General features: G+C 40.4%; 21 protein-coding genes. 9 read left to right on the top strand and 12 right to left on the bottom strand.

What is annotated here, in order from left to right; all coding sequences use genetic code 11:
* Window positions 1–1501, bottom strand: a 1501-nt coding sequence (locus VK159_RS18300) for a caspase family protein (RefSeq protein WP_324231614.1), incomplete at its 3' end; no start/stop codon positions are given.
* 144 nt (window positions 1502–1645) lie between these two features.
* On the opposite strand from VK159_RS18300, the gene VK159_RS18305 reads away from it, so the two are divergent.
* Both VK159_RS18305 and VK159_RS18310 read left to right on the top strand, forming a co-directional pair.
* A complete protein-coding gene (locus VK159_RS18305; RefSeq protein WP_324231615.1) occupies window positions 1646–2800 on the top strand; it encodes an acyl-CoA dehydrogenase in 1155 nt (384 codons plus the stop codon).
* Window positions 2801–2908: 108 nt separating this feature from the next.
* Window positions 2909–3583 carry a YggS family pyridoxal phosphate-dependent enzyme gene (locus tag VK159_RS18310; RefSeq protein WP_324231616.1) on the top strand — a complete coding sequence of 225 codons (675 nt, stop codon included), beginning with the start codon at window positions 2909–2911 and terminating at the stop codon, window positions 3581–3583.
* Window positions 3584–3905: 322 nt separating this feature from the next.
* Here VK159_RS18310 and VK159_RS18315 read toward each other — a convergent pair whose 3' ends face one another.
* A complete protein-coding gene (locus tag VK159_RS18315; protein ID WP_324231617.1) occupies window positions 3906–4550 on the bottom strand; it encodes a hypothetical protein in 645 nt (214 codons plus the stop codon).
* A 170-nt stretch (window positions 4551–4720) separates the two neighbouring features.
* Between VK159_RS18315 and VK159_RS18320 the strand changes: the two genes are divergently transcribed.
* Both VK159_RS18320 and VK159_RS18325 read left to right on the top strand, forming a co-directional pair.
* Window positions 4721–5743, top strand: coding sequence for a sensor histidine kinase (locus tag VK159_RS18320; RefSeq protein WP_324231618.1), 1023 nt, complete (start codon window positions 4721–4723; stop codon window positions 5741–5743).
* Window positions 5743–6465, top strand: coding sequence for a LytTR family DNA-binding domain-containing protein (locus VK159_RS18325; protein WP_324231619.1), 723 nt, complete (start codon window positions 5743–5745; stop codon window positions 6463–6465). Before VK159_RS18320 ends, VK159_RS18325 begins: the two co-directional genes overlap by 1 nt.
* Before the next feature lie 120 nt (window positions 6466–6585).
* On the opposite strand, the gene VK159_RS18330 is transcribed toward VK159_RS18325, so the two are convergent.
* From VK159_RS18330 to VK159_RS18350, 5 genes are all read right to left on the bottom strand, one after another.
* On the bottom strand, window positions 6586–7875 hold the full coding sequence (locus tag VK159_RS18330) for an amidohydrolase (protein ID WP_324231620.1): 1290 nt from the start codon (window positions 7873–7875) through the stop codon (window positions 6586–6588).
* 27 nt (window positions 7876–7902) lie between these two features.
* Window positions 7903–9414 (bottom strand): serine hydrolase, encoded by a 1512-nt coding sequence (locus VK159_RS18335; protein WP_324231621.1) that lies wholly within the window; start codon window positions 9412–9414, stop codon window positions 7903–7905.
* Window positions 9415–9538: 124 nt separating this feature from the next.
* Window positions 9539–9988, bottom strand: a complete 450-nt coding sequence (locus tag VK159_RS18340; protein WP_324231622.1) for a pyridoxamine 5'-phosphate oxidase family protein — start codon at window positions 9986–9988, stop codon at window positions 9539–9541.
* 84 nt (window positions 9989–10072) lie between these two features.
* A complete protein-coding gene (locus VK159_RS18345; protein ID WP_324231623.1) occupies window positions 10073–11620 on the bottom strand; it encodes an acyl-CoA mutase large subunit family protein in 1548 nt (515 codons plus the stop codon).
* Window positions 11621–11644: 24 nt separating this feature from the next.
* Window positions 11645–12226: a hypothetical protein gene (locus tag VK159_RS18350; protein WP_324231624.1), complete on the bottom strand. Its 582-nt coding sequence runs from the start codon at window positions 12224–12226 to the stop codon at window positions 11645–11647.
* A 108-nt stretch (window positions 12227–12334) separates the two neighbouring features.
* On the opposite strand from VK159_RS18350, the gene VK159_RS18355 reads away from it, so the two are divergent.
* Complete coding sequence (locus VK159_RS18355) at window positions 12335–12673, top strand: iron-sulfur cluster assembly accessory protein (protein WP_324231625.1); 339 nt, start codon at window positions 12335–12337, stop codon at window positions 12671–12673.
* 114 nt (window positions 12674–12787) lie between these two features.
* Window positions 12788–13675, top strand: coding sequence for a hypothetical protein (locus tag VK159_RS18360; RefSeq protein ID WP_324231626.1), 888 nt, complete (start codon window positions 12788–12790; stop codon window positions 13673–13675).
* Between the two features lie 107 nt (window positions 13676–13782).
* Here VK159_RS18360 and secDF read toward each other — a convergent pair whose 3' ends face one another.
* The gene (gene secDF / locus VK159_RS18365; RefSeq protein WP_324231627.1) at window positions 13783–16782 is read right to left on the bottom strand and encodes a protein translocase subunit SecDF; all 3000 of its coding nucleotides are present in this window, start codon (window positions 16780–16782) and stop codon (window positions 13783–13785) included.
* Window positions 16783–16922: 140 nt separating this feature from the next.
* Here secDF and VK159_RS18370 point away from each other — a divergent pair, with 140 nt between their 5' ends.
* From VK159_RS18370 to VK159_RS18380, 3 genes are all read left to right on the top strand, one after another.
* Entirely contained in the window at window positions 16923–18185 is a 1263-nt protein-coding gene (locus VK159_RS18370; RefSeq protein WP_324231628.1) for a serine hydrolase, read from the top strand.
* Window positions 18186–18313: 128 nt separating this feature from the next.
* Window positions 18314–18943, top strand: a complete 630-nt coding sequence (locus VK159_RS18375) for a DUF4397 domain-containing protein (protein WP_324231629.1) — start codon at window positions 18314–18316, stop codon at window positions 18941–18943.
* A gap of 60 nt (window positions 18944–19003) precedes the next feature.
* Window positions 19004–20194, top strand: a complete 1191-nt coding sequence (locus VK159_RS18380; protein ID WP_324231630.1) for a pyridoxal phosphate-dependent aminotransferase — start codon at window positions 19004–19006, stop codon at window positions 20192–20194.
* A gap of 74 nt (window positions 20195–20268) precedes the next feature.
* On the opposite strand, the gene VK159_RS18385 is transcribed toward VK159_RS18380, so the two are convergent.
* From VK159_RS18385 to ppk1, 4 genes are all read right to left on the bottom strand, one after another.
* Window positions 20269–20715, bottom strand: a complete 447-nt coding sequence (locus VK159_RS18385; protein WP_324231631.1) for a hypothetical protein — start codon at window positions 20713–20715, stop codon at window positions 20269–20271.
* A gap of 148 nt (window positions 20716–20863) precedes the next feature.
* Entirely contained in the window at window positions 20864–21679 is an 816-nt protein-coding gene (panB, locus tag VK159_RS18390) for a 3-methyl-2-oxobutanoate hydroxymethyltransferase (protein WP_324231632.1), read from the bottom strand.
* Between the two features lie 35 nt (window positions 21680–21714).
* A complete protein-coding gene (locus tag VK159_RS18395; protein ID WP_324231633.1) occupies window positions 21715–22626 on the bottom strand; it encodes an exopolyphosphatase in 912 nt (303 codons plus the stop codon).
* Window positions 22607–24706, bottom strand: a complete 2100-nt coding sequence (gene ppk1 / locus VK159_RS18400) for a polyphosphate kinase 1 (RefSeq protein ID WP_324231634.1) — start codon at window positions 24704–24706, stop codon at window positions 22607–22609. The genes VK159_RS18395 and ppk1 overlap by 20 nt, the downstream gene beginning before the upstream one ends.
* Window positions 24707–24751 lie beyond the last annotated feature (45 nt).

The following is a 24751-nucleotide window of genomic DNA, read 5'->3' on the forward strand; positions in this document are numbered from 1 at the left end:
TTTTCATTTGCGATGCGCTGCCGTCAATTACCTCGATCACTTCAAAGCCGCATGAACGTAATACCTGCGCCATTGAACGGGCATCGTTTTTCGGGTTTTTGAGTGCGGTGGTGAATTGATATGATTGGTTACCGATGATAAGCGCCATTTTCTTTTTGAAGTTGGTTGTAACTAAGCCACTGGTATTTGAACCTGTAGTAACAACATTGTTTGGCGTATTATTATTTGGCTTATTGTTATTGGTTGGATTTGTATTGTTGCCACCAGGTTTATTTGTTCCGGTAGTACTGTTCCCTGTAGTGTTTGGCTTTGTATTGGTTGGGTTTGTAACAGGTGGTTTGTTGTTGTTCGTAGTTGTTGGCGTATTGTTGTTTGAAGCAATTGTTCCCGAGCCAATCTGGTAATTGTTGCGCACCCATGCATCATATCCCGGAGGCGGTGTGGTTTTATCCTGGTATGTACCTTCTTTCCAATAACCTATCTTCAATGTGCCATCAAACTGAACGAGTTCTCCCTTTCCATGCGTACGCTGGTCTTTCCATTCGCCTGTATATCGTTCACCATTGGTATAGTAGTAAGTGCCTTTGCCGTTAAATTTATTATCATCAAAATTTCCTGAATAGAAGTCACCTATATCAAAGTAATATTTACCCTGACCATTGCGGTAACCATTTTTAAAATAGCCCTCATAATAGCCATTGTTGTAAACGTATTTACCATAACCATTTTTGCAATCGCCGCTGATGCAGCCTGTAGCGCCTCCTGTTTTTACCAGCGATGATTTGGGTGTGATCAGATTATTATCACTCCAGAAACCAATTTTCTTTACACCTGTATTTGGGTCGTAGTTAATACCCCAACCGTTACGTTTGCTGTCAATAAAATAACCTACATACTTTTCACCGGTAATAAAGAAGTAAGTGCCATAACCTGTTAACAGGTTTTGTTCAAACTGGCCAACCCAACGGGTGCCATCATCCCAATAATAAGCACCATAACCATCACGCTTACCGTTTTTAAAGTAACCAAAATAGCGGTCGTTGCCACTGTAATATTTCATTCCATAACCAGCTTCACAATCGCCATTCAGGCAGCCTGTGGTGCCAACTGCTTTTCCGTAGTATGATATCTTACCTAGGTATTTTCCTTTTTCGAAGATGCCCGTTTGTTTTGTACCGCTGGTTAATGTTTTCTCACCCTCACCATCAAATTCGCCATTCTTAAAATCGCCGATGTATTTAGTGCCATCTTTAAACTCCATCACGCCAAATCCACTGAAGGTGTTGGCAAGACTCTCACCAATAAATTTTTCACCGGTTTTCCAGGTGTATACGCCAAAGCCTTCACGTTTATCGTCGTAAAACTCACCTTCGTATATATCGCCGTTTTCGTATTTGAATTTGCCAAAGCCGGAACTGCAGTTGCCGCTAAGACAGGTTTGTGCGGAGGTTTGTACGGAAAGGATAAGGCTAAGTGAGAAAATGAAAACTAAGGCTTTCATGTGTTGGGTTATTTTGGTTGAAAGTTACAAAGCAAACTAAAGATACAAATACCCTGAAGTTGGTATTTATTTAGTTGCAGAACGGGGGTAAAAACTTTCAACTGTTAGTATCCCTTATCTTTGCCGCAAACTTTTAAACTCTATATGCACTTTGAATTAACAGAGGAGCAGTTAATGATTCAAAAAGCTGCCCGTGACTTTGCCAAAACAGAATGCTTACCCGGCGTTATTGAACGGGATGAATTACAGAAATTCCCGAAAGAACAAATCAGCAAACTGGCCGATCTTGGTTTTATGGGGATGATGGTAAAACCGGAATACGGCGGTTCAGGTATGGACACGGTGAGTTATGTGCTGGCAATGGAAGAGATCAGTAAGATCGATGCAAGTGTGAGTGTGTGCATGAGTGTAAACAACAGCCTCGTTTGTTATGGCTTGCAGGAGTATGGAAGCGAAGAGCAGAAGGTAAAATATTTAACGCCGCTGGCCCAGGGTAAGAAAGATGGCGAATTATACATTGGTGCTTTTTTGTTGAGTGAACCTGAAGCAGGCAGTGATGCCACTTCTCAACAAACAACTGCGGAAGACAAAGGCGATCATTATGTAATTAACGGGATAAAGAACTGGATCACCAATGGTAACTCGGCATCGGTTTACCTGGTTATTGCCCAAACTGATAAATCAAAAGGCAGTAAAGGCATTAATGCGTTTATTGTTGAAAAAAGCTGGCCCGGTGTAACGGTCGGTGCGAAGGAGAATAAACTCGGCATACGTGGCAGTGATACACACAGCATTTCGTTTCAGGATGTAAAAGTGCCGAAGGAAAACCGGATTGGTGAAGATGGATTCGGTTTCAAGTTTGCGATGAAGACACTTGCAGGCGGACGTATAGGTATCGCCGCGCAGGCGCTGGGTATTGCCAGCGGTGCTTATGAATTGGCATTGGCTTATTCGAAACAACGCAAGGCATTTGGAAAAGAAATTATGCACCATCAAGCTATCCAGTTTAAGCTGGCCGATATGGCCACAAAGATCGAGGCAGCACGTTTACTTTGTTTAAAAGCGGCATGGGAAAAAGATAATGGCATCGATTACACGCTCAGTTCATCCATGGCAAAAGTATTTGCGAGCGAAGCGGCCATGTGGACAGCAACTGAAGCAGTGCAGATACACGGTGGTTATGGATTTGTAAAAGAATTCCACGTAGAGCGAATGATGCGTGATGCCAAAATCACACAGATCTATGAAGGAACGAGTGAAGTGCAGCGGATCGTTATCAGCAGAAGTATTTTGAAATAAAACCCTCTAAATCTCCCTAACGGGAGACTTGCGGCGCACAGTCCATATTTAATTAAGCTAATGAGTTAACTCATTAGCTTTTATTTTTGCAACTCACTTACTACTACAATGGCAGTTAATACAGAAGCATATCAGTCGATCAAACAGGAATTAGATGCAAAGCAGGTTACATTGGTAGCCGTTAGTAAAATAAAGCCTGTTGAAGATATTCTGAAATTATACGAATTAGGTCAACGTGACTTTGGCGAAAATTATGTGCAGGAGTTGGTTGATAAGCAGGCGCAACTGCCGAAAGATATCCGCTGGCATTTTATCGGTCACCTGCAAAGCAACAAGGTGAAATACATTGCACCGTTTGTGCATTTGATCCATGGAGTGGACAGTTTCAAATTGTTGAAAGAGATCAACAAGGAAGCAGCAAAGAACAACCGTGTAATTGACGTGTTGCTACAGGTGCATATTGCACAGGAAGAAACGAAGTTTGGGTTAGATGAAGAAGAGCTGAAAACAATTTATAATAAAAATTCAGACGGATTGCATGAGTTGAAAAATGTTCGGATCTGTGGTTTTATGGGGATGGCTTCGTTCAGCGACGATCTGGAAAAAGTAAGAGGGGAGCTTCGTTCGTTAAAATCATTGTTTGACTGGTATGCTGATGTGCCAATTGCCAATAGTCAATTTTCCATTCTTTCGATGGGTATGAGTGGTGATTATAAGATTGCAATTGAAGAAGGAAGTAATATGGTGCGGATAGGTAGTTTGTTGTTTGGTGCAAGAATTTAGATGAATATGAGAAAACCGCCGACTGATTATTTAGGTGCATTCCGGCAATTGTGGATGTTATTGACCTTAATATCTTGGGGTGTATTCGTTTACTTTCTGATTACAGGCGAAAGCAGTTCAATGTTACAGGTGAGCAAGTATGGTAGTGTTAGTATGGGTACTGCAAATGTTTTCTCTACACTTGTCGTTTCACTTTTTTCTACATTGCTGCTAGTCTTTTTGTTTTTTCCTTCCCAAAAAAAGAAAGACAAGAAATAATTTTTATCGTCTGACGGTTTACATCTGTGCCGAACAACTGATAAGGTTTAATGATCAATGTTTGTTATTTCGGATAACCCGGTATATTTTTTCCCAAATAAATATTCCGCTCTGCTTTCACCATACTGCCTCCCGGTTTCATTGTAAGAATACCACTACCTCCACGGTTTTGCAAACGGCTTCGTTCTGTTGTTGTAAGAAACGGATCGTTGTCAAATACAAATTCATCGATCCAGTATTCCTTTTTGCCCGGCTCTTTAATAGTGATATGAATGTGTGCCGGATTCTTACTGTCGGGATAAGATCCCGGCCGAAGCGTGAAGAATTTATAAAATCCATTTTTATCTGTCTTCATCCAGCCACGTAAATAACCATGTCGTTTGGCCCAACCTTTTTCATCTCCTTTTTGCGGATAAACACCCGTATGATCAGTATGATAAATATAAATGATCACACCCTCAGCAGGTGTTTTGCCATCGGCTTTATAAACGGTTCCATTCACCGCCAGCTTTTGTCCGGGTAATGTCCAATCGGGTAGCCACACCATCGGTTCTAATTTATCAAATGGAATCGGACTTTCATAAATGGCTTCACATCCTTCGCAACCTCCCACATCAACTTTAATGTCGTTTGTTGATTGCTGTTGCGCACAGGAAATGATTGGGAGATTGGTAAACAGAAGAATTGCAAGAGTGATGATATGGTTCATGGCAAATTTGGTTTGTTGTACAAATCTTGAACAAATAAATTGATCGTCCAATTCATTTACACCAGCAGCACTTGTTTCTTGACCAACGGCAGGTTTGCATTTCGTCAGCAAAAAGCAACAGGAACTGTAATCGGTTTTAACAGGCGGATTTTGTACATTTATTTTGAGGTATGCACAACGCTCCATTTTTTCTGAAATACAAACTGCATCATGTACTCATCTGGATGCTGGTGTTCGGCACATGGTTTCTGTTCCGATACGAAGGGTATAGTCTTCCTGCCACTGCATTTAAAGTTACACTTATTAAAGTGATCGATCTCGCAGCATTGGTGTATTTCACCAATTATGTTCTTATTCCCAAACTGCTTTATAAGAAGAAGTATATTTTGTTTGCGGTTATACTCATCAGCTTAATTGTTCTCAGCAGTTTATTAAAAATGAATATCATTGGCCGCATGACCAACAACCCTGCGTTGCTGAATATATCAGGCAATTGGAAGGGCAGAGTGTACGATAATGTATTGCCGCATATCTTCCTCGTGCTGGCTGGCGCTGCATTTAAGTTGATGTTTGATTACACCGCTATGCAAAAAAAGATGGCCGATATGGCAAAGGAAAAGGCAGAGGCGGAGTTGAGTTTTTTGAAATCACAGATCAATCCGCATTTCCTGTTCAACTCCATTAATGCTGTTTATTTTTTGATCGATAAAGAAAACAAAGAAGCAAGGGAAGCATTGCATAAATTTTCGGACATGCTGCGTTACCAGTTATACGAAGCCGGTGGTGATAAAATACCGATTGAAAAAGAGATCGATTTTTTAAATGATTATGTAGCGTTACAAAAATTAAGGAAGGATGATCAATACAAAGTAGATTTTTCAGCAGATACTGAGGTGAAAGGATTTTCAATAGAACCATTACTATTGGTGTCGTTTGTTGAGAATGCTTTTAAACATATTTCACACAGGAGTAATGAAACGAATTATGTAAAAGTGAAACTCTCCAAAGCAAACGGCACCTTGGATTTTAGGGTAGAGAATTCAAAAGAAGATGCGATTCCCATGGAAAAAAATGGCGGTATTGGTTTGCAGAATGTAAAACGCAGATTGGAATTATTATATCCCGGCAAGTATGATCTCAACATACAAAATGGGGCGGAGGTTTATTCTGTTCATCTTAAACTACATGTGTAATGTTGATTAAAGTTGTGATCATCGATGATGAGCCGCTTGCCCGTAAGGGATTAAAGGAGTATGTAGCTGATGTAGATTTTCTGCAACTGGTGGGAGAGTTTGATCATCCGTTGAAAGCAGCTGATCTTATCAGTAAAGGCGAAGTGCAGTTGTTGTTGCTCGATATACAAATGCCAAAGATCACCGGTATTGATTTTTTTAAATCACTGCAACAGGCGCCGCCGGTTATTTTTACCACTGCTTATCCGCAATATGCATTAGATGGTTTTGAATTGAATGCACTGGATTATCTGGTGAAGCCTATTTCCTTTGATCGGTTTTTGAAAGCGGCCATGAAAGCAAAAGATTACTACGAACTGCGTCAACAAAACAAAGCCGCTGAAACTGCAGAACAACACACAGATTTCTATATCAAAGCTGATAACCGTTTTGTACGCATTTCTTTCAATGAAATCCAATATGTGGAAGCCTTGCAAAATTATGTGTGCATTTATACAAACGAAAAGAAATACATCAGTTATCTCACGATGAAATCGGTGGAAGAATATTTACCCGCATCGCAATTCATCAAAACGCACAAATCGTTTATTGTAAATGCTGCCAAGATCGAAGCCATTGATGGAAACGAGATACGTATTGGTGAACATCGAATTCCTATCAGCAGGAATGAAAAAGAAGATGTGCTGGAGCAATTACTGAAGAATAAATTTTTGAAACGCTAATCTGGGTCGGGACGCTGGAGTTGCCTGAACCGTTCTACATAAATAAGCCACATCAAAGCGATGTGGCTTATTTATATAGATAACATGGTCTGACGGCATAAGAGCCGTACCGACCAGCGTTTACTTCTTCATCTTTCCATAATCAAATACAATATTGCAAAAAGCTTTTACCCCTACATCAAGCATACTGTCATCAATTACAAAATCAGGTGTGTGATGTCCGGTTGGTTGTGCACCTTTTGGCATACCACCAAGATTAAAGAAAAATGCGGGTGCTTTTTCACCGAAATAGGAAAAGTCTTCTGCTCCCGTTGTCCAGGTTTCTTCTACCGTATTTTCATTGCCTGCTGCCCGTTGCAAAGAAGGCAATGTATTTGTAACAAGTGCAGGTGTATTGTAGGTCACCAATGTTTTCGTGTCAATTACCACTTCTGCCGTTGCACCATAAGCATTGGCAATCGTTTGTGCTACTTGCTTTATCTTTTCATGAACTTCTTTTTGCATTTTACTGTCGAGTGTGCGGATCGTGCCACTGAAGCTCACTTCTTCCGGAATAATATTTTCACGCACACCGCCATTGAATTTACCTACTGTAATTACAACGGGCGCTTTTGTTAAGTCGGAACTACGGCTTACAATAGTTTGCAAACCATTAATAATTTGTGCCGAGATCATGATTGGATCAATGCCCGTCCATGGAGCAGAACCATGTGCTCCTTTCCCTTTTACTTTAATGGTAAACCAATCGCTGCTGGCCATAAATGCACCGCTCTTATATGTGATCTTTCCAATTTCTGTGTCAGCTGAAATGTGCAAACCAAAAATTGCATCTACTTTCGGGTTGTCCATTACACCTTCTTTTACCATCAAGGCAGCGCCGCCTTCTTCATCGCCCGGAGGACCTTCTTCTGCCGGTTGGAAAATAAATTTTACTGTACCTGTTACATCTTTTTTCATAGATGCCAACACTTCAGCAGTACCCATTAAAATGGCAACATGCGTATCATGTCCACAGGCATGCATTACGGGAACTTGCTGACCGAGGTAATCAGCCATCACAGTTGATTTGTAAGGAACATCAACACGTTCTTTGATTGGCAGTCCATCAATATCTGCACGCAACGCAACCACAGGACCAGGTTTTCCACCTTTCAGTATAGCAACCACACCTGTTTTAGCAACGCCTGTTTTTACTTCCAGTCCAAGGCTTCGTAAATGTGCAGCGATGTATTCCATCGTTTTGAACTCACGGTTACCCAGTTCAGGATTTTGATGAATATGCCTGCGCCATTCGATTACTTTGGGTAATAATGCTTTTGCTTTCTGATCGATCAGTTGCTGAATAGTTTGTGCTGATGCTGACGAAACAGCCACACACAATACGATAAAGGAAAATAGTTTTCTCATCATGCTTTATAATTTAGTTGGAGTTGAACACTAGTTTTTAAGAAATACATAACCATCGTATTCCACAAAGTCAGATGCTTTTATTTCGATAGCACTTACTTTGTTATTCTTGATCTCGAATGGCACTGCGAACTTTCCATACGAAGGATGGTTCCATGTAAGTAAGAAATTTTTATTGTCGATGTATTCAAGTTTGCCTTTCAGCTTTGGATGATGACTCAGCAATACCGTTAGTTCATTATTCTCTTTCACGATCTGCATGTTACCATATACATGATTGTAATAGGTTCCAACAAATGCATCGGCACTTACGGGTAAGCTTGGTTTTTTCTTTGCACGTTCTTCCCAGCCTTTCATTTTTGAATCGTTCAGCGCCTGATCCTGTTGTTGAAACTGTAATAAGAATTTGCTTCTGTCAACATATGGGACACCTAAGTAGGCATCCATGATCTGATAACGTAATGCTTCAAAGAAATTCTGGTTATCGTTGTTGGTTAAAATACTGATGCCGAGTTTTTCTTCCGGTATAAAACATACATTGGTAACAAAACCAAACGCACCGCCTGTATGCCAGTACACTTGCCTGCCATTGTAATCCGTCATGTATTCACCTAAACCATACGCACGGAAATGGGTAGGGTAGTAAGGCGATTTGCGTGTGCCCGTTAAGATATTTCCATCTCTTGTTTTTTGCAATACCTGCCATGGTATAACCGTTTGGCCGTTGATCTTTCCGCTGTCCAATTGAAACATCATCCATTTGCTGAGATCATTCACACAACTCACCATACTTGTTGCCGGACCCAAATTATCAATTTCATCATAAGGCAATTTGCTCAACGGTCCGAATGAATTGGAGTAGGGAACAGCTACGTTCTTACGGTTAGCCATACCCGCCGTATTCATATACGTATTCGTCATGCCAATAGGATTCAACATACGGTCGCTTACATATTGTTCCCATTTAATTCCGGTTGTCTTTTGGAGTATTTCACCTGCCACCAAAAAACCTGCATTACAGTAGCCATAGTTCTGACGGAATTCTCCTTCGGGTTTCAGTAAACGCATTTTCCAGATGATGGAATCTTTGGACAGGTTGCTGTTCCAGAAAGTAAAATCTCCCTGAAATGTTTTGGTTCCTAAGCGGTGGCACAACATATCTCTCACTGTTGCCAGTTTGGTTGATGTTGAATCGTATAACCTAAACCACGGAATGTATTGAGTTACTTTATCATCAAGCGATAATTTCTTTTCATGTTCAGCTAAAGCAAGACTTGTGCCCGTAAATAATTTAGAATTTGATGCGATGATGAACAATGTATTCGCATCTACTTTTTCCGGTTTGCCCACTTCCTTTACACCATAACCTTTAATAAAAACGATCTTCCCGTCTTTTACAATGGTGATTGCAAGGCCGGGAATATTCCAGTCTTTCATACCACGTTCAATATAACGTTCAAGGCTGTCTTTAATGAAGGCGGGCGGTTCCTGAGCATGTGCGAAAGAAGCAATTAAAAGCAGAAGTGAAAATAAGTATTTCATCGAACGGTTTGTTTGAAGGAAGATACAGAAAAATGCCTGACGAATGATTGGCAGTAATTGGGTTTTGTTGAATAAAAAAAGCGGATGTATCAATTACATCCGCTTTCATTTAGAAAAGCATTTTTTATCGTTCCCACAACAACTTCTTCCCAAATACCAACGTATTATCGGTGAACTTAACACGGGTTATTTCAATTACCCAGATATCTCCACGAAACAGACCTGCTACAGGAAATTTTTTGAGATAGGTTTCCTTGGCTTTGCTGCCGATACTGCCTTCGGCCTTCATGAATTTTCCATTGAACTGTACACCCTTTACTTTTGCTTTCACAATTTTATCGGGCAAAATGGTTCCGGCAACAAGATTATTTTTTAATGCATTCTCGATATGCTTTGTATCTGAATCCGATTTAAACACAAGGAGATTTTCTGTTGGCTCAAATGCATAATAGCAGGATGCACAATAAGGCTCATCATTCACTGAAGTTGCAATGGAAATAACCGATTGCTCTTTCAGGAAAGCCGCAATATGCTCGTTCATTACCGGAGAAGCTGATGTATCGTTCGATGCCATAGTTGAATTTTTAATAAAGATGAATGAATATACAAATTGCAGGGCTAACCTGTATTAGTTGATGGACTGATTGTGATAAGTTGGTTATTTATACTCTCCGTACACAGCTCTCAATTCATCAGCTATTTCACCCAGAGTACATTTGTTTTCAACAGCTGTAATAACAGCAGGCATCAGGTTTTCACCGCTGCCGGCCCTGTCGTTGATCTCCTGCAGACATTGATCCACCTTACCGGGGTCACGGTTATTCTTTAATTGTCTCAATTTTTCCGTTTGAATGGCCCGGATACTGTCATCAATTCTGAAAACAGGCGTTGTATTGGGTTCATTTACTTCGAATTTATTTACACCCACAATGATCTTTGAACCGTTTTCAATATTGCGTTGATACTCGTATGCACTTCTTGCAATTTCATCTTGTATAAAGCCCTGCTCAATTGCACTTACACTGCCACCCATCACATCAATTTTTGCAATGAGTTCCCATGCCATTTTTTCAATTTCATCTGTGAGTGCTTCTACATAATAACTGCCTGCCAAAGGATCAACGGTATCAGGTGCGCCGCTTTCAAATGCAACGATCTGTTGCGTACGCAATGCAATGCGTGCAGCTTCTTCCGTTGGCAAACTCAATGCTTCATCATACCCATTTGTATGTAATGATTGCGTACCGCCCAACACTGCAGCTAATGTTTGAATCGTAACCCGTGAAATATTATTGAGAGGCTGCTGTGCTGTTAACGTGCTGCCACCAGTTTGTGTATGAAAACGCAACATCATGGCTTTAGGATCTGTTGCACCAAGTTCTTTCATCATATGCGCCCACATGCGACGGGCAGCACGAAATTTTGCTGCTTCTTCAAACAAATTGTTATGCGCATTAAAGAAGAAGGAGAGACGTTTACCAAATACATTAATGTCTAATCCTTTTTCCAATGCTGCTTTTACATACGCCTTACCATTTGCCAATGTAAACGCAATTTCCTGCACCGCTGTACTACCAGCTTCACGGATATGATAACCGCTGATGGAGATCGTATTCCACTTTGGTAATTCATGACTGCACCATTCAAAAATATCGGTAATGATGCGCATGCTTGGTTTGGGAGGATAGATGTATGTTCCTCTTGCAGCGTATTCTTTTAAAATATCATTCTGGATTGTGCCAGTAATTTTTTTCAGATCAGCACCTTGCTGTTTGGCCAATGCAACATAAAAGGAGAGGAGAATAAAACCGGTGGCGTTAATGGTCATCGAAGTGGATACATCTTCCAGCTTAATGCCATTAAACAATGTTTGAATATCTTCAATACTATCAACGGCCACGCCAACTTTTCCTACTTCACCTTCCGCCAATGCATGATCACTGTCGTAACCAATTTGTGTGGGCAGATCAAATGCCACACTTAACCCATTCACACCTTGCGACAATAAATAATGATAGCGTTTGTTGCTTTCTTCTGCAGTTGAGAAACCTGCATACTGGCGCATGGTCCACAGTTTACCACGATACATATCGGGCTGCACACCACGTGTAAAGGGAAACTGCCCGGGTAGTTCCAGTTCACCAGTTCCATTGTAAAGAGGTTTTACTTCAATCCCCGAATCAGTATAGATCTTTTTTTCTTCCATAAGCAGGCAATCGTTTCAGATGAGTTACCCCATCAGTTGTTTGGCTTCGTTGTTGATGAGTGTTGCCACAATGTTTTGTAAGGATACATGTTCATCATGCGACAATAACTCAATAATCTTTTTACTGAGATCAGTTCCAGTTGCTCCTTGTGGTAGTGTTGAAGCAAGCTCATTGATGATAAAAATATTCTGTTCTTTCAGGTTTTTTACGCCATCCCAAGCAGCATTAGAAACATATAATTGTTGACTCACATTGTATTCAAATTCTGTTTTGATCGATTGCACCATCAGGTTCTGCAGTTCAACAGCAGAGAGTTGGTTGATTGGTAAACGTCCAAGCAAATTATTGAGGCCAATACGTTCGCATAAAATGGTCATTCGTTCATATGCCTGCAGTTGCAAGCGGAGCATTTCAGGATTAGTTGAAGGAGCTTTTCGTTGCGGCTGGGGAGCAGCGGCCTGTTGTTGTCTCAAAGCTTGTTCCTGTAAAGCCGCCTGGCGTTGCTCTTCCAGTAATTCTTTTCTGCCTTTTACCCGCAAATAATAACCTAAGGCAATAAAAACGACGATAGCGCCACCAAATAAGTAATAATAAATTGTATCCATAAAGACTGAGTTGAAGCAAAAATAGGTTTTTGCGGTTGAAAACAAGGGCTACAGACAGTTTGTACACGAAAGGCAAATACTGCGTAAATTTGCAATAAATAAACTTGTATGGAAACGATAAGCATGGCACCGGTTACATTCACCACAACTGCAATTGACGAGTTGAAAAGATTGTCAACAGAACAGCCGGAAGGTAAATTCTTGCGTGTGGGCGCAAAAGGCGGTGGTTGTTCAGGTTTAAGTTATGTGCTTGAATTTGATGAGAAAAAAGAGAATGATGAATTATTTGAAATAGATGGTATTACCTGCATCATGGATAAAAGTCATGGCATGTATCTCTACGGTATGCAGATCGATTGGGATAATGGGTTGAACAACCGTGGCTTTACATTCAGCAATCCCAACGCCAGTAAGACCTGTGGCTGTGGTACCAGCTTTGCAGTATAATCACACCTCATTATTTCGTTAACTTGTAAACTCCCTGCGGGGAGTTTTTTTGTACCCATTACACGGTATTGAAAAAAGAAATAAATTGCTGTAACTAGCATAAAAAAAGTATTGATGAAAAAAATATTCCTTCCCTTATTTGTTCTTGTACTTTTAACAGGTAGTGAAAGTTTAGCGCAGAAAAAAAAGCCGGCGGCAGTATCAGGGTTAATTGGCAACGAAGCCACAAAAGATGAAAAAAACACTGGCAATAAAGAGCTGAAAATTATTTCAGCCGAAAAAGTAATGGACATGGTAATACCTGAAGGCGGTGCCAACGGAGCATCGGTTGCCTATAACCCAAAAGAAAAATTGTACTACGCTGCACAGGCAGGTAATGCAGAATTTCCACTCGTGATCTTTAATGCAAATGGAAAAATAGTTTCCGGAGACGATCAGAAAACATTAATTGATGTACGTGGACTTTGGTATAATCCCAAAACAAAACAACTGGAAGGAAATGCGTATAAAGATTTTGGCTGGTTTTCGTACGAACTTAATAGAGATGGATTACCCGAAAAGCTGAATATGAAAAAAGAAGGATTGTATCAACCTGATCAAAACAGTGCAGGTGTTTTAAATACAGAAGACAATGAAGTGTTGTTTCTAGATGGGTTGAATATTGTTTGCTATTCAACTGATGGAACGGATAAACGTAAATCTATTCAGATCCATTTTGGTGCAATGAATGCAAATGATGCTACTACTTTATCGCTTGCTGATTTTGAACAGACCTACAATATCCGTTCTGTCATTTATACCGGAACTAAGGGCGCTGAAATTGGCTTGTTGAATGTAGCAAAGAAACAAGTGGAGCTGTACGATATTAAATCGGGTTATATGAGCCAGATAGTAAAATTGCCTGTTCAGTTTGAAGTGGAAACCTATTTTAATTTCTCTTATTCAAATGGTATTTATTGGGTGTTTGATAAGCAGAGTCGTAAATGGAATGGTTACAGGTAAATACAGAGTTGTAAGTTCTGAGTTGATAATACGATTCAGCCATTCATTAAAATAAAGAACCCCGATCATTTGATCGGGGTTCTTTTATGTAGTGTGGTCTGAAATTATTAGCTGATAGAATGTCTTGCTTTAGCAAGAGTTTTATCTTTTTCAGGCTCACCCAATGGTTTGTCTTTTGCAAAATCCATCAGGATTGGTGCAGCAACAAACACAGATGAATAAACACCGGTAATAACACCAATCAACATGGCAAAGGCAAAGCCTCTTGTTACTTCACCACCAAAGATGAAAAGCGTTAACAAGGTTAAGAATACAGTCAATGACGTCATTACTGTACGTGCCAATGTATCGTTGATGGCTTTGTTAAGAATTACACCTTTAGGCTGGCCAAACATTTTTGCACTGTATTCACGCACACGGTCAAATACAACCACCGTATCGTTCATTGAGAAACCAATTACAGTAAGGATCGCCGCAATAAAGTGCTGATCGATCTCTAACGGGAACGGAACAATATTACGGAGGAAGGAGAACACGATCAATGTTACCAATACATCATGCAGCAAGGCTACAATTGTTCCAACTGAATAACGCCAGTCACGGAAACGGATAAAGATGTAAAGTGTGATTACCAACAAACCAAGTATGGTTGCCCATAATGCACCTTTCTTCAAGTCATCCGAAATGGTAGGCTGAACAGTTTGTGAGCTTTGTTTGAAAGCTGTTTTAAACTGCTCGTAACTTGTACCTGCTGGTAAGAACGTTTTTAAACCTTCGTACAATTTTGTTTCAACCTGCGCATCTATCGTTTCGCCTGGCTGATCGATCATGTAATCAGTTGTAATGTTGAGTTGCTTTGGAGTTCCTACTGTTTTAATGATAGGATACTTGCCAAACACTTTGTTGAGTTCGTTTGCTACTTCTTCATTCTTCAATTCACGATCGAACTTCACAGTGTAACTGCGACCACCACGGAACTCAACACCATAATCAAAGCCATTGAACAACGTACCAATACCTAACAGCAACACAAGACCGGAGATCATGTAAGTATACTTACGGAACTCAATGAACTTATAAGCAGCGTGTGCAAAGATGCGGCGTGAAACGGCAGTGAAATATTCAAAGTGGCGTTTTTTGTTCGTCCACATATCAGTGATAAGTCTTGAAACAAGGATACCGCAGAACAAGCTCAACAGAATACCGATGATCTGTGTAGTTGCGAAACCTTTTACCGGACCTAAACCGAAGTATAAAAGAATAAAAGATGTTAAGAGGGTTGTGATGTGACCATCGAGTACAGGAGCCAAAGAGCGTCTGTAACCATCTTCAATAGCCATTTGGTAACTCTTGCCTTTCGTTAATTCTTCCTTGATACGTTCAAAGATGATCACGTTTGTATCAACCGCCATACCAATGGTCAATACCAAACCTGCAATACCTGCAGCTGTTAATGTAGCGCCAAAGGCACTCAACACACCAACTGTAAACAGAAGGTTTAAGATAAGGGCAATATTAGCGATCCAGCCACCTGTGTTGTAGTAAACAAGCATCAGGATGAAGATGATCACAAAAGAAATCATGAAAGATAAAGAACCACCTCTTACAGCTTCTTCACCAAGTGTTGGACCAACTACTTGTTCCTGAACGATCCTTGCAGGAGCAGGAAGTTTACCTGTACGCAATACGCTTGAAAGATCCTGTGCTTCCTGGATAGTAAAGCTTCCACTGATTTGTGAAACACCACCGCTGATAGCGCCGTTGTTTACACCAGGAGCAGAGTAAACGTAGTTGTCAAGAGCAATGGCAATGGCATATTTACCATTAAATGCATCGCCGGTCATTTTTTCCCAAATGGCTGCACCACGTGTGTTCATTTCCATTTGTACTTCAACCTCGTTGTTACGTTGGTCAAAGTCCTGGCGTGCATCTGTAATATATTCACCGGTAAGTTTTGGTTGATCAGTACCGGGTACAGTTTTAATAACATAGATCGGCAACATACTTTCGCCGCTCTTATTCTTAGCTTCTGCCTTCGCACCATACATAAAACGCATGGTTGCGGGAATAGAATTCTTTACAACATCAAGGTTCACATATTTCGAGAACAATGCTGTATCTGAAATACGGATCATACCGATCATAGCCGAACCATCGGGCTGGTTAGGTGCAAAAAGAGAAGTTACCGGATTATTGTTTGCTCCAGCAGTTGCAGTAGTATCAACTTTAGGAGTACCACTTGTATCTGTTGAAGTAGTATCACTGGTACCACTCAGGTAAGCTTTTACTTTCTGGTCAATTTGTGCGATGCTTTGCGCAACAACAGGATCAGCATTTGAATAAGTATCCCAGAATTCAAGATTCGCTGTAGCCTGTAAGAATTTACGAACACGTTCAGGATCATCAATACCTGCTAATTCAACAGTGATGATTCCTTTATTTTCATCGTAGCTGATGTTCGGTTGAGCAACACCAAACTGATCGATACGTGCTGTTAAGCGATCGTATGTTCTTTTAATGGCGTCTCTTGCTTCAAAACGAATGGCTTCAAGAACCGTGCTGTTACTTGCATCGATCTTGATCGTTTTATTCTTACCACCTGCAAAAAGCGGTGCAAGTCTTCCATTCAAAGAAGCTGTGTTATAAGCCTGTCCAAAAAGTGTTACAAAATCAGCATCGCTGTTTCTTTTCAACTCTATGGCACTTGCTAATGCTTTATTGAGTGTTACATCTTTCGGATTGTTACTCATTGAACGGATCAGGCCATCTAATCCAACTTCCAACGTTACGTTCATACCACCTTGCAGATCCAAACCAAGGTTCAGTTCCTGCTCAGTTGCTTTTTGATAAGTAAGCTTTGGAAAAAGAACAGGAATATCAAGGATTTCCTTTTCTTTTAGGCTGTCGATATACCTGCGGTAAACAGCGTTCGTTGCAGAGTCTTTTGTTTCTTTTGATGCAGTTCCGAAATTGTTCTTGACAAATTTCTCAGCTCTGGCTTTTTGCTTGCGCTCAAAATTGTTGACAATCCACGTAAAACTTAATTGCCAAACAGAAATTAAGATGAGCATGATCGCAAAAAACCTAACCAAACCTTTCAGTGCCATAGTAGAATAATAATTTGGGTTCTTATTTTTTAAGGAGGGCAAAGATAGGGGTTTCATATCGAAAGCGAACAGGCCCCAAATCACTGTTATCCACTATTCTAAGGCTGTTTGCAGTAAGGGTTTATGTGTTATTTTTGGCCATGTTCAAATCTGTCGTTTCTATCAGTTTCAGCCTGGTACTGTTGCTCATATTGAACGCCTGTAAACCTGCTAAAACAGTGGTTGCCAACGAAAATTTTCTCGAAAACCTGATGCAGCAGCATCCGGCTTATTTTTCAAAAGTGCTTGCCAACCGTGATTCCATGCGGGTGAAGATCATTTACACCCGGATAGACAGGGACAAAAAGAATCGGCCCCATTTTACCGATTATAACTTTAACCTGAAACCCGACGACTACTTTTACCCGGCTTCAACTGTGAAAATGCCGGTGGCTTTTCTGGCTTTGGAGAAACTGAACCAACTTGGAATCAGCCGAAACGCCAGCATGATAACCGAAAAAGGGCAGGAGGGATTAACCGCTGTATATAACGACCCAACATCACCCGATGGACGCCCAACGGTTGAACATTACATCAAAAAGATTTTTGTGGTGAGTGATAACGATGCCAATAACCGGCTTTACGAGTTTTTGGGTCAGCAATACCTGCACGATCAGTTGAAAGCAAAAGGTTATCCTGATGTGCAGATCATTCGCCGCCTCGCTATTACCTTGCCAGAAGAACTTCACCGCACAACAAACCCCGTAAGCTTTCGAGATAGCTCAGGAAATGTTTTGATTGAGCAGCCGTTGGTAAAGAGTAATTACAACTACATTAAACGAAATGATTTTTTAGGTAAGGGATATCTCGACGAAAAAGATCAATTGGTAAATGCTGCCATGGATTTCAGCCGAAAGAACAGGATCTATCTGAAAGACCTTCATGATATTTTACGCAGTGTGCTGTTTCCCGAATCAGTTCCTGCGGAACGACGTTTCCATATCAACGAAGCAGATTACAAGTTTCTCTACCAATACATGAGTCAGCTCCCAGGCGAAACAAGGTTTCCTGAATACGACACGGCTCATTTTTTTGATGCGTATTGCAAGTTCCTGATGTTTGGTACGCAAAAAGGAAAGGCGCTTCCCAAACACATCCGCATTTTTAACAAAGTAGGGTGGTCGTACGGATTCTTAACTGATGTAGCTTACATTGTTGATTTTGAAAAGAACATTGAGTTTATGTTGAGTGCTACGGTTTATTGCAATGAAGATGGTATCCTCAACGATGATAAATATGATTACGATTCAGTGGGGTTGCCTTTCTTAGAAAATCTTGGCAAGGTTATTTATGAAGAGGAAGTAAAGCGTAAACGAAAGCATCAACCCGATCTTTCAAAATTTAAAGTGAGCTACGATAAATAAATTTGCAGCCCGTGAGTATTATGAATAAAGATTTGAAGACTTTTTGTGTTGTTTTAGTTAGCCTTTTTTGTACAACCTGCATCATTCAATCCTGTAAAAAGGATGCTGTACACGCTAGGCAAATACAATTGAATGTTGTTCACGCCTCGGCAGGAACGGGTAGCATTGATCTGTTACAGAATCTCAAAACAGTTGGCACTTACAATTACCTTACCGGTTTAAATGTAACGGCTAACTATACTTCTGTTGATAGCGGATTTAGTAATTACCGTTTACAGATTGGTGCAGTGCAATTGGCAAACTTGTTTTTCAGTAATACAGGAGGCCGCTATTCTTTCTTTTTGTTTGATACCGCCACAACCGATAAGTTGAAATACTTTTTTGTGGAAGATGAACTTGATACAACAGGCTTGGGAAAGCAATCAAAAATCCGTTTGCTGCAGTTAAGTCCCGATGCTGATTCGCTTGAAGTGCTTACCAACCACCCGTTGAATATATCAGCAGATTCTGTGGTGATCGCTGCAAAACCTTATGCCGGGAAATTCACACAGGCAAACCTGTTAAACTCCGGTGCATTTCAATCTTTTTATGCTGATACAACGGTAAACATCAAGATCAGGTCGAGCGCAAGCGGCAGGATTGTAAAGCAATATCAACTACAGTTCAACAAGGGGGCCGTTTATTCTCTAGTGATGAAAGGCTATCTGGGCAAAACCAATGCTGATTCACTTTCTCTTTCAATTATCAAACATAACTAACAAGTAATAGCTGCGGATGCGGTAACTTGCGGCGAACAACAATTTAATTCAGTAATACACATGAAACTTTCTTCCCTGTTAAGCAGGTTCAGCGAACCTGAGACGTTAAAGATGGCAAAGCTCGGCCGTGAGTTAAGAGCAAAAGGTGTTGATGTAATTGACTTGAGTTTAGGAGAACCCGATTTCGATACACCAAAACATATTAAAGAAGCAGCAAAGAAAGCAGTAGACGATAACTACAGTCACTACACTCCGGTACCCGGTTACCTCGATGTACGTGAGGCTGTTTGTGTAAAATTAAAGCGTGACAACAATCTCGAATATAAGCCTGAGAACATTGTATTATCAACAGGTGCCAAGCAAAGTTTGGCAAATGTGATCCTTGCAACAGTTGATCAGGGTGATGAAGTAATTATTCCTGCTCCTTTCTGGGTTACTTATTCTGAGCTGGTAAAGATCGCAGGCGGTGTACCTGTTATTCTTACTACCACAATGGAAAATAAATACAAGATCACAGGAGCTGAGTTAGAAGCAGCGATCACTCCAAAAACAAAAGTATTTTTGTTTTCATCACCATGTAATCCTTCCGGTTCAGTCTATAGTTATGATGAATTAAAGAGCCTTGCAGATGTGTTTGCAAAGCATCCTGAAATTTTCATCATCTCAGATGAAATCTATGAGTATATCAATTTTGTTGGTAAACACGAAAGCATTGCACAATTTGATGCCATCAAAGACCAGGTGATCATTGTAAACGGTTTGAGTAAAGGTTATGCCATGACGGGTTACCGCCTTGGTTATATTGCTGCAAATGTTGACGTGGCAAAAGGTTGTGAAAAATTGCAGGGCCAGTTTACCAGTGGTACCAATGCTGTTACACAACGTGCAACAATTGATGCTTTGGTGGGTGATCAAACTCCTACGCATGAAATGACAAAGGAATTTGAACGTCGTAAGAAGCGTGTAATGGAACTGGTAAGCGAAGTTCCCGGATGGAAATTAGCTGAGCCCGATGGTGCATTTTATGTATTTCCTCAGGTGAGCTTTTACTTTGGCAAATCGGATGGAACAAACGTAATTAATGATGCTGATGATCTTTGTATGTACCTGTTGAATGTGGCGCATGTATCAACTGTTACAGGCCGTGCATTTGGTACACCGGATTGTATCCGTTTGTCATTTGCCAACAGTCTGGAAAAAATCGAAGAAGCGTATAAGCGAATTAAAGAAGCATTGGCAAAGTTGAAATAAATGAACATCATATAAATAAAGAAGAAGGCCTGCAATTGCAGGCCTTCTTCTTTGATATTTATCTTGCTGAATAATTAATGCGTGAATGTTAATTTGAAATAGTATACATCGGGAGGGCTTGTGTTGTCGGTATATGAAATGATGAGTGTGTTGCCGTCCAGTTGATCAATTGTAAACGGAATACCGTCATAAATAAATTTGGTTTCATTATCTCCAAATGACCAGGTGCCGTTATCAATAATTTGTGGGTCAGTTGAAACACATTTAGAAGGCCCCTCATTTATTTCATATGTATTGTTCGTACGAAAAACATGACGATCATCTGCATCACAAGCAGGTTGTCCTGCAAGAAGGTCGTCCCAAGGGTTGTTATTTTCCTTTACCTCGAACTTGGTCATTTTCCAGTCCCTTTCTGTTACAAGCTGCGTTTTTGACTTTTGATCATTTTTCTTTTTACAGGAATTTGTTGAAACTAAAACGAGGAATAACAAGGGGAGGAGTTTTAATGTAGATCGTAACATGGTATTTCGTTTTTTGGTTAACGATACTTAAAGTTACTCTACTGTTTGCAACAGAAGAAGTAAAACCGATCTTATTTATAGTATTTTCAGCTGTTCTTATTATCAGAAATTGCAGATGCTGCAATATTGTTACGGCAAGGAGTGTTTTTTAGTAAGATTCATGTTCATTCGGGAAATCGCCGCTTTTAACATCGGTAATATACTGTTGAACAGCACCGGTAATCTGTTCATGAAGGTTTAAATACTGACGAAGAAACCTTGGCTTAAACTCTGTATTAATCCCCATCATATCATGCATCACCAACACTTGTCCATCGCAATCATTGCCTGCCCCGATTCCAATGGTTGGGATGTGCAGACTTTCTGAAACTTCCTTCGCCAGTTGAGCAGGTATTTTTTCCAGCACCATAGCAAAGCAACCTGCTTCCTGCAGAAGCAATGCATCTTTCCGCAACTTATTTGCTTCTTCTTCTTCCTTCGCCCGCACAGTATAAGTGCCGAATTTGTAAATGGATTGAGGCGTTAATCCTAAATGCCCCATTACAGGAATGCCTGCATTTACGATTCGTTTGATTGATTCCAGTGCTTCTTCGCCACCTTCCAGTTTAATGGCATGTGCACCTGTTTCCTTCATAATACGGATGGCAGAAGCCAACGCAATATCTGAGTTTGATTGGTAGGTGCCAAATGGAAGATCCACCACTACCAAACATCGGTGAATACCTCGTAATACTGATTGTGCATGATAGATCATTTGATCCAAAGTAATCGGCAAGGTTGTTTCATGCCCTGCCATTACATTGCTGGCACTATCGCCAACAAGGATCACATCAATACCCGCTTCATCAAACAGTTTGGCAAAAGAGAAATCATAAGCAGTGATCATGGATATCTTTTCACTGTTCGACTTCATTTTTTGAAGTGTATTCGTAGTAATGCGCTTTACTTCTTTATTAACTGACATGGAGAATTTGACTTTTGGTAATTGAGAAGTTGAAATTACAATACTAAAGTTGAAGCTGTAAATTTTTTACTCTTCACTTCATCGTATAACATGTGCACTAATCCATCAGCTAAACCGATCTTCGGTACATAGATCTCTTCAATATTAGCCCAACGCATAACGTTAATGTAAATCTGGATGGCTGGAAGAATTACGTCGGCCCTGTCTTCACGCAATTTGTATTGTTTCATACGGTCTTCCAATGAAAAACTGCTGAACTCTTTATGATAATCACGTAACAGTTCAAGTGAAAGTGGCTTGCCCTCTTTCTTTTTTGACAAAGAAAATACTTTGTTGATGTTGCCACCCGAACCAATGGCAATAATACCATTGATACCCTTTGTGCCCAGCTTGATGAATTCTTTCATTTCATCCCACAGCTTATCATTCACCTGGTTTTTTAATAATCGGATGGTACCAATATTGAATGATTCTTTAAACACCAGCTTACCTGCATTAAAAAAAGTAAGTTCGGTACTGCCACCACCCACGTCAATATACAGATAGGAGTGATCCTTTGCTAAATTTTCGGCAATATGATTTTCGTAAATAAAAGATGCTTCTTCATCACCACTGATCACACGTATCTCAATACCGGTTTCCATTTTTACTTTGCGGATAATGTCTTCTGCATTTCTTGCATCACGCATGGCAGAAGTAGCGCATGCTTTCAGGTATTTCACTTCGTAAATACTCAGAAGATGTTTGTATGCTTTGATGGTTTCTATAACCTTGTTGATCTTTATTTTGGGAATATCACCTGTTTCAAACACATCAAAACCTAAACGTAATGGCACACGCACAAGGTTGAGCTTGTTGAACTGAGGTATCCCTTTCTCATTTTCCTCTACTTCGGTAATGAGTAATCTTGCTGCGTTACTTCCTATATCAATGGCGGCCAGTTTCAAGTTGCTTCGGAATTTTTTGATGCAGGAAATTATAGATCTCCACCTGTGAACGCACTGTTTTTCCTTTACGTTTTACATATGCATTCTGCAGGTTGTTATCCAGTATCCTCGCTTTTACATTATCTTTTAACTGGATATTGATGCATTCTTTCAATTCCTCCTGAATGGCTTTGTTGGTAATTTCAACAGCCGCTTCAATACGGTGATCAAGATTGCGTATCATCCAGTCTGCCGAAGATAGATAAACTTTCTCTTTACCATTATTGTGAAATATCAACACACGGCTATGCTCCAGGTATTGATCAACAATACTGATAGCATAAGGTTGGCTTTTGAATTTATTACTTTGGGTAAGCATGCAAAAAATACCACGAACAATTAATTTGATCTCAACACCTGCTCTTGCTGCTTCATATAATTTTTCGATCAGTTGCTCATCGCTGAAGCTGTTCATTTTTAGAATGATGGAAGCAGGCAATCCTTTATGCGCATTCCTGATCTCGTTTTCGATGAGATGCATAAACTGCCTGCGCATACCTGTGGGACAAACAACCAGTGTTTTGCATTGGCGCAGGTATTTCAACCGACTCATTACCGGGTGTTCAAGGTAAGTGAAGATACGGTTGATGTCTGCCATAATCTTACGGTTAGATGTAAGCAGGCAATGATCTCCGTACACTCTTGATGTTCCTTCATTCAAATTTCCTGTACTTACAAAACCGTATTGAATCGTTTTGTTCTGCACACGTTTTTTAATGACGCAGAGTTTTGCATGCACTTTCATATTCGGCACACCAATTAATACACGCACCCCTTCCTCTTCCAGTTTTTCTTTCCATTCAAGATTGGCTTCTTCATCAAAACGGGCACGCAGCTCCAGCATAACGGTTACAATTTTGCCGTTCCGTGCTGCATTCACCAGTGCATTGATCACTTTTGAATTTTCGGCCAAACGATATGCAGTGATCTTGATCTCTTTTACATGAGGATCCATCGCTGCTTCACGCAAGAGCTCGATCACCACATCAAACGAATGATAAGGGAAATGCATCAGCAAATCCTGGCGAATAATCTCATCGGTTACACGAATGGTTCTACGTAATATGGGGTGAGGGAATGGCTTTTTACGTTCATGTTTCACCGTGAAAACTTCATTGGGAAAATCCATGAAGTGGCGGAAGTTGTGAATACGTCCACCGGGGATGATGTTATCTCTTCTAGTCAGATTCAAACGACGGATGAGGTACTCTAACAAACCTGCATCAATTTCTTTGTCATAAATAAAACGAACCGGCTTTGCCTTACGACGGTTCTTTAAACCTTTCTGTATTTTTTGAATGAGTGATGTGCTTACGTCTGCATCAAGATCGATCTCGGCATCCTTTGTTACTTTAATGATGTGTGCACTGTATTCATCAAAGCCCATGAACGAAAATATTTTAGGCAAACAATGACGGATCACATCTTCCATTAAAATAATATGGTGATGACCGGCAGGCGAGGGGAGTTTTACAAACCTGCGTTTGAACTTGGCCGGTATCTCAATCAAAGCGTATTTCTTTTTATACGCATTCGATTTATTACTCATGGCAACGGCAAGGTACAGGGAGCGTTCACGCAGATAGGGAATCTGTGGATTACTTTCGATCATGAGCGGAATAACTTCCTGTCTTACTTCTTCATCAAAAAAAGTCTCCACAAATTTTTTCTGATCACGGCTCAACTGTTTTTCGGTAACAAGAAAGATCTTTTCCTTTTTTAATTCCTGTTGCACGTGGTTCCAGATGCGGTTGAATTCATTCTGCTGTTGTAATACCACATCCTGTATTTCCTCAAGGATCTTCTGCGGATTTTTTTCCATGTGCATTTTGCTTTTGGCCTTGTCGCCAAACTCAGCCATGCGTTTGAGCGTGGCTACACGCACACGAAAAAATTCATCTAAGTTGTTGGAAAAAATGCCGAGGAAACGCACCCGTTCACGAAGAGGAACAGAAGGGTCGTTCGCTTCCTGCAATACCCTTGCATTAAAAGATAACCAGCTGATATCACGAACAATCGTCTTGCGTTTTTCTGATGCCATAACTATCGGGAATACTTAACCTAAAATTACGAAGGCATCGACAGG

Origin of the sequence: Lacibacter sp. (assembly GCF_035299325.1) — a bacterium.
Classification (GTDB): Bacteria; Bacteroidota; Bacteroidia; order Chitinophagales; family Chitinophagaceae; genus Lacibacter.

Bases quoted from the DNA above. Each gene is read 5' to 3' on its own strand.
- VK159_RS18340 (WP_324231622.1), bottom strand. From the start codon at position 9,988: ATGGCATCGAACGATACATCAGCTTCTCCGGTAATGAACGAGCATATT.
- VK159_RS18335 (WP_324231621.1), bottom strand. From the start codon at position 9,414: ATGAAATACTTATTTTCACTTCTGCTTTTAATTGCTTCTTTCGCACAT.
- VK159_RS18345 (WP_324231623.1), bottom strand. From the start codon at position 11,620: ATGGAAGAAAAAAAGATCTATACTGATTCGGGGATTGAAGTAAAACCT.
- VK159_RS18370 (WP_324231628.1), top strand. From the start codon at position 16,923: ATGTTCAAATCTGTCGTTTCTATCAGTTTCAGCCTGGTACTGTTGCTC.
- VK159_RS18305 (WP_324231615.1), top strand. From the start codon at position 1,646: ATGCACTTTGAATTAACAGAGGAGCAGTTAATGATTCAAAAAGCTGCC.
- VK159_RS18330 (WP_324231620.1), bottom strand. From the start codon at position 7,875: ATGATGAGAAAACTATTTTCCTTTATCGTATTGTGTGTGGCTGTTTCG.
- panB (WP_324231632.1), bottom strand. From the start codon at position 21,679: ATGTCAGTTAATAAAGAAGTAAAGCGCATTACTACGAATACACTTCAA.
- secDF (WP_324231627.1), bottom strand. From the start codon at position 16,782: ATGGCACTGAAAGGTTTGGTTAGGTTTTTTGCGATCATGCTCATCTTA.
- VK159_RS18320 (WP_324231618.1), top strand. From the start codon at position 4,721: ATGCACAACGCTCCATTTTTTCTGAAATACAAACTGCATCATGTACTC.
- VK159_RS18325 (WP_324231619.1), top strand. From the start codon at position 5,743: ATGTTGATTAAAGTTGTGATCATCGATGATGAGCCGCTTGCCCGTAAG.
- ppk1 (WP_324231634.1), bottom strand. From the start codon at position 24,706: ATGGCATCAGAAAAACGCAAGACGATTGTTCGTGATATCAGCTGGTTA.
- VK159_RS18360 (WP_324231626.1), top strand. From the start codon at position 12,788: ATGAAAAAAATATTCCTTCCCTTATTTGTTCTTGTACTTTTAACAGGT.
- VK159_RS18315 (WP_324231617.1), bottom strand. From the start codon at position 4,550: ATGAACCATATCATCACTCTTGCAATTCTTCTGTTTACCAATCTCCCA.
- VK159_RS18385 (WP_324231631.1), bottom strand. From the start codon at position 20,715: ATGTTACGATCTACATTAAAACTCCTCCCCTTGTTATTCCTCGTTTTA.
- VK159_RS18355 (WP_324231625.1), top strand. From the start codon at position 12,335: ATGGAAACGATAAGCATGGCACCGGTTACATTCACCACAACTGCAATT.
- VK159_RS18380 (WP_324231630.1), top strand. From the start codon at position 19,004: ATGAAACTTTCTTCCCTGTTAAGCAGGTTCAGCGAACCTGAGACGTTA.
- VK159_RS18350 (WP_324231624.1), bottom strand. From the start codon at position 12,226: ATGGATACAATTTATTATTACTTATTTGGTGGCGCTATCGTCGTTTTT.
- VK159_RS18310 (WP_324231616.1), top strand. From the start codon at position 2,909: ATGGCAGTTAATACAGAAGCATATCAGTCGATCAAACAGGAATTAGAT.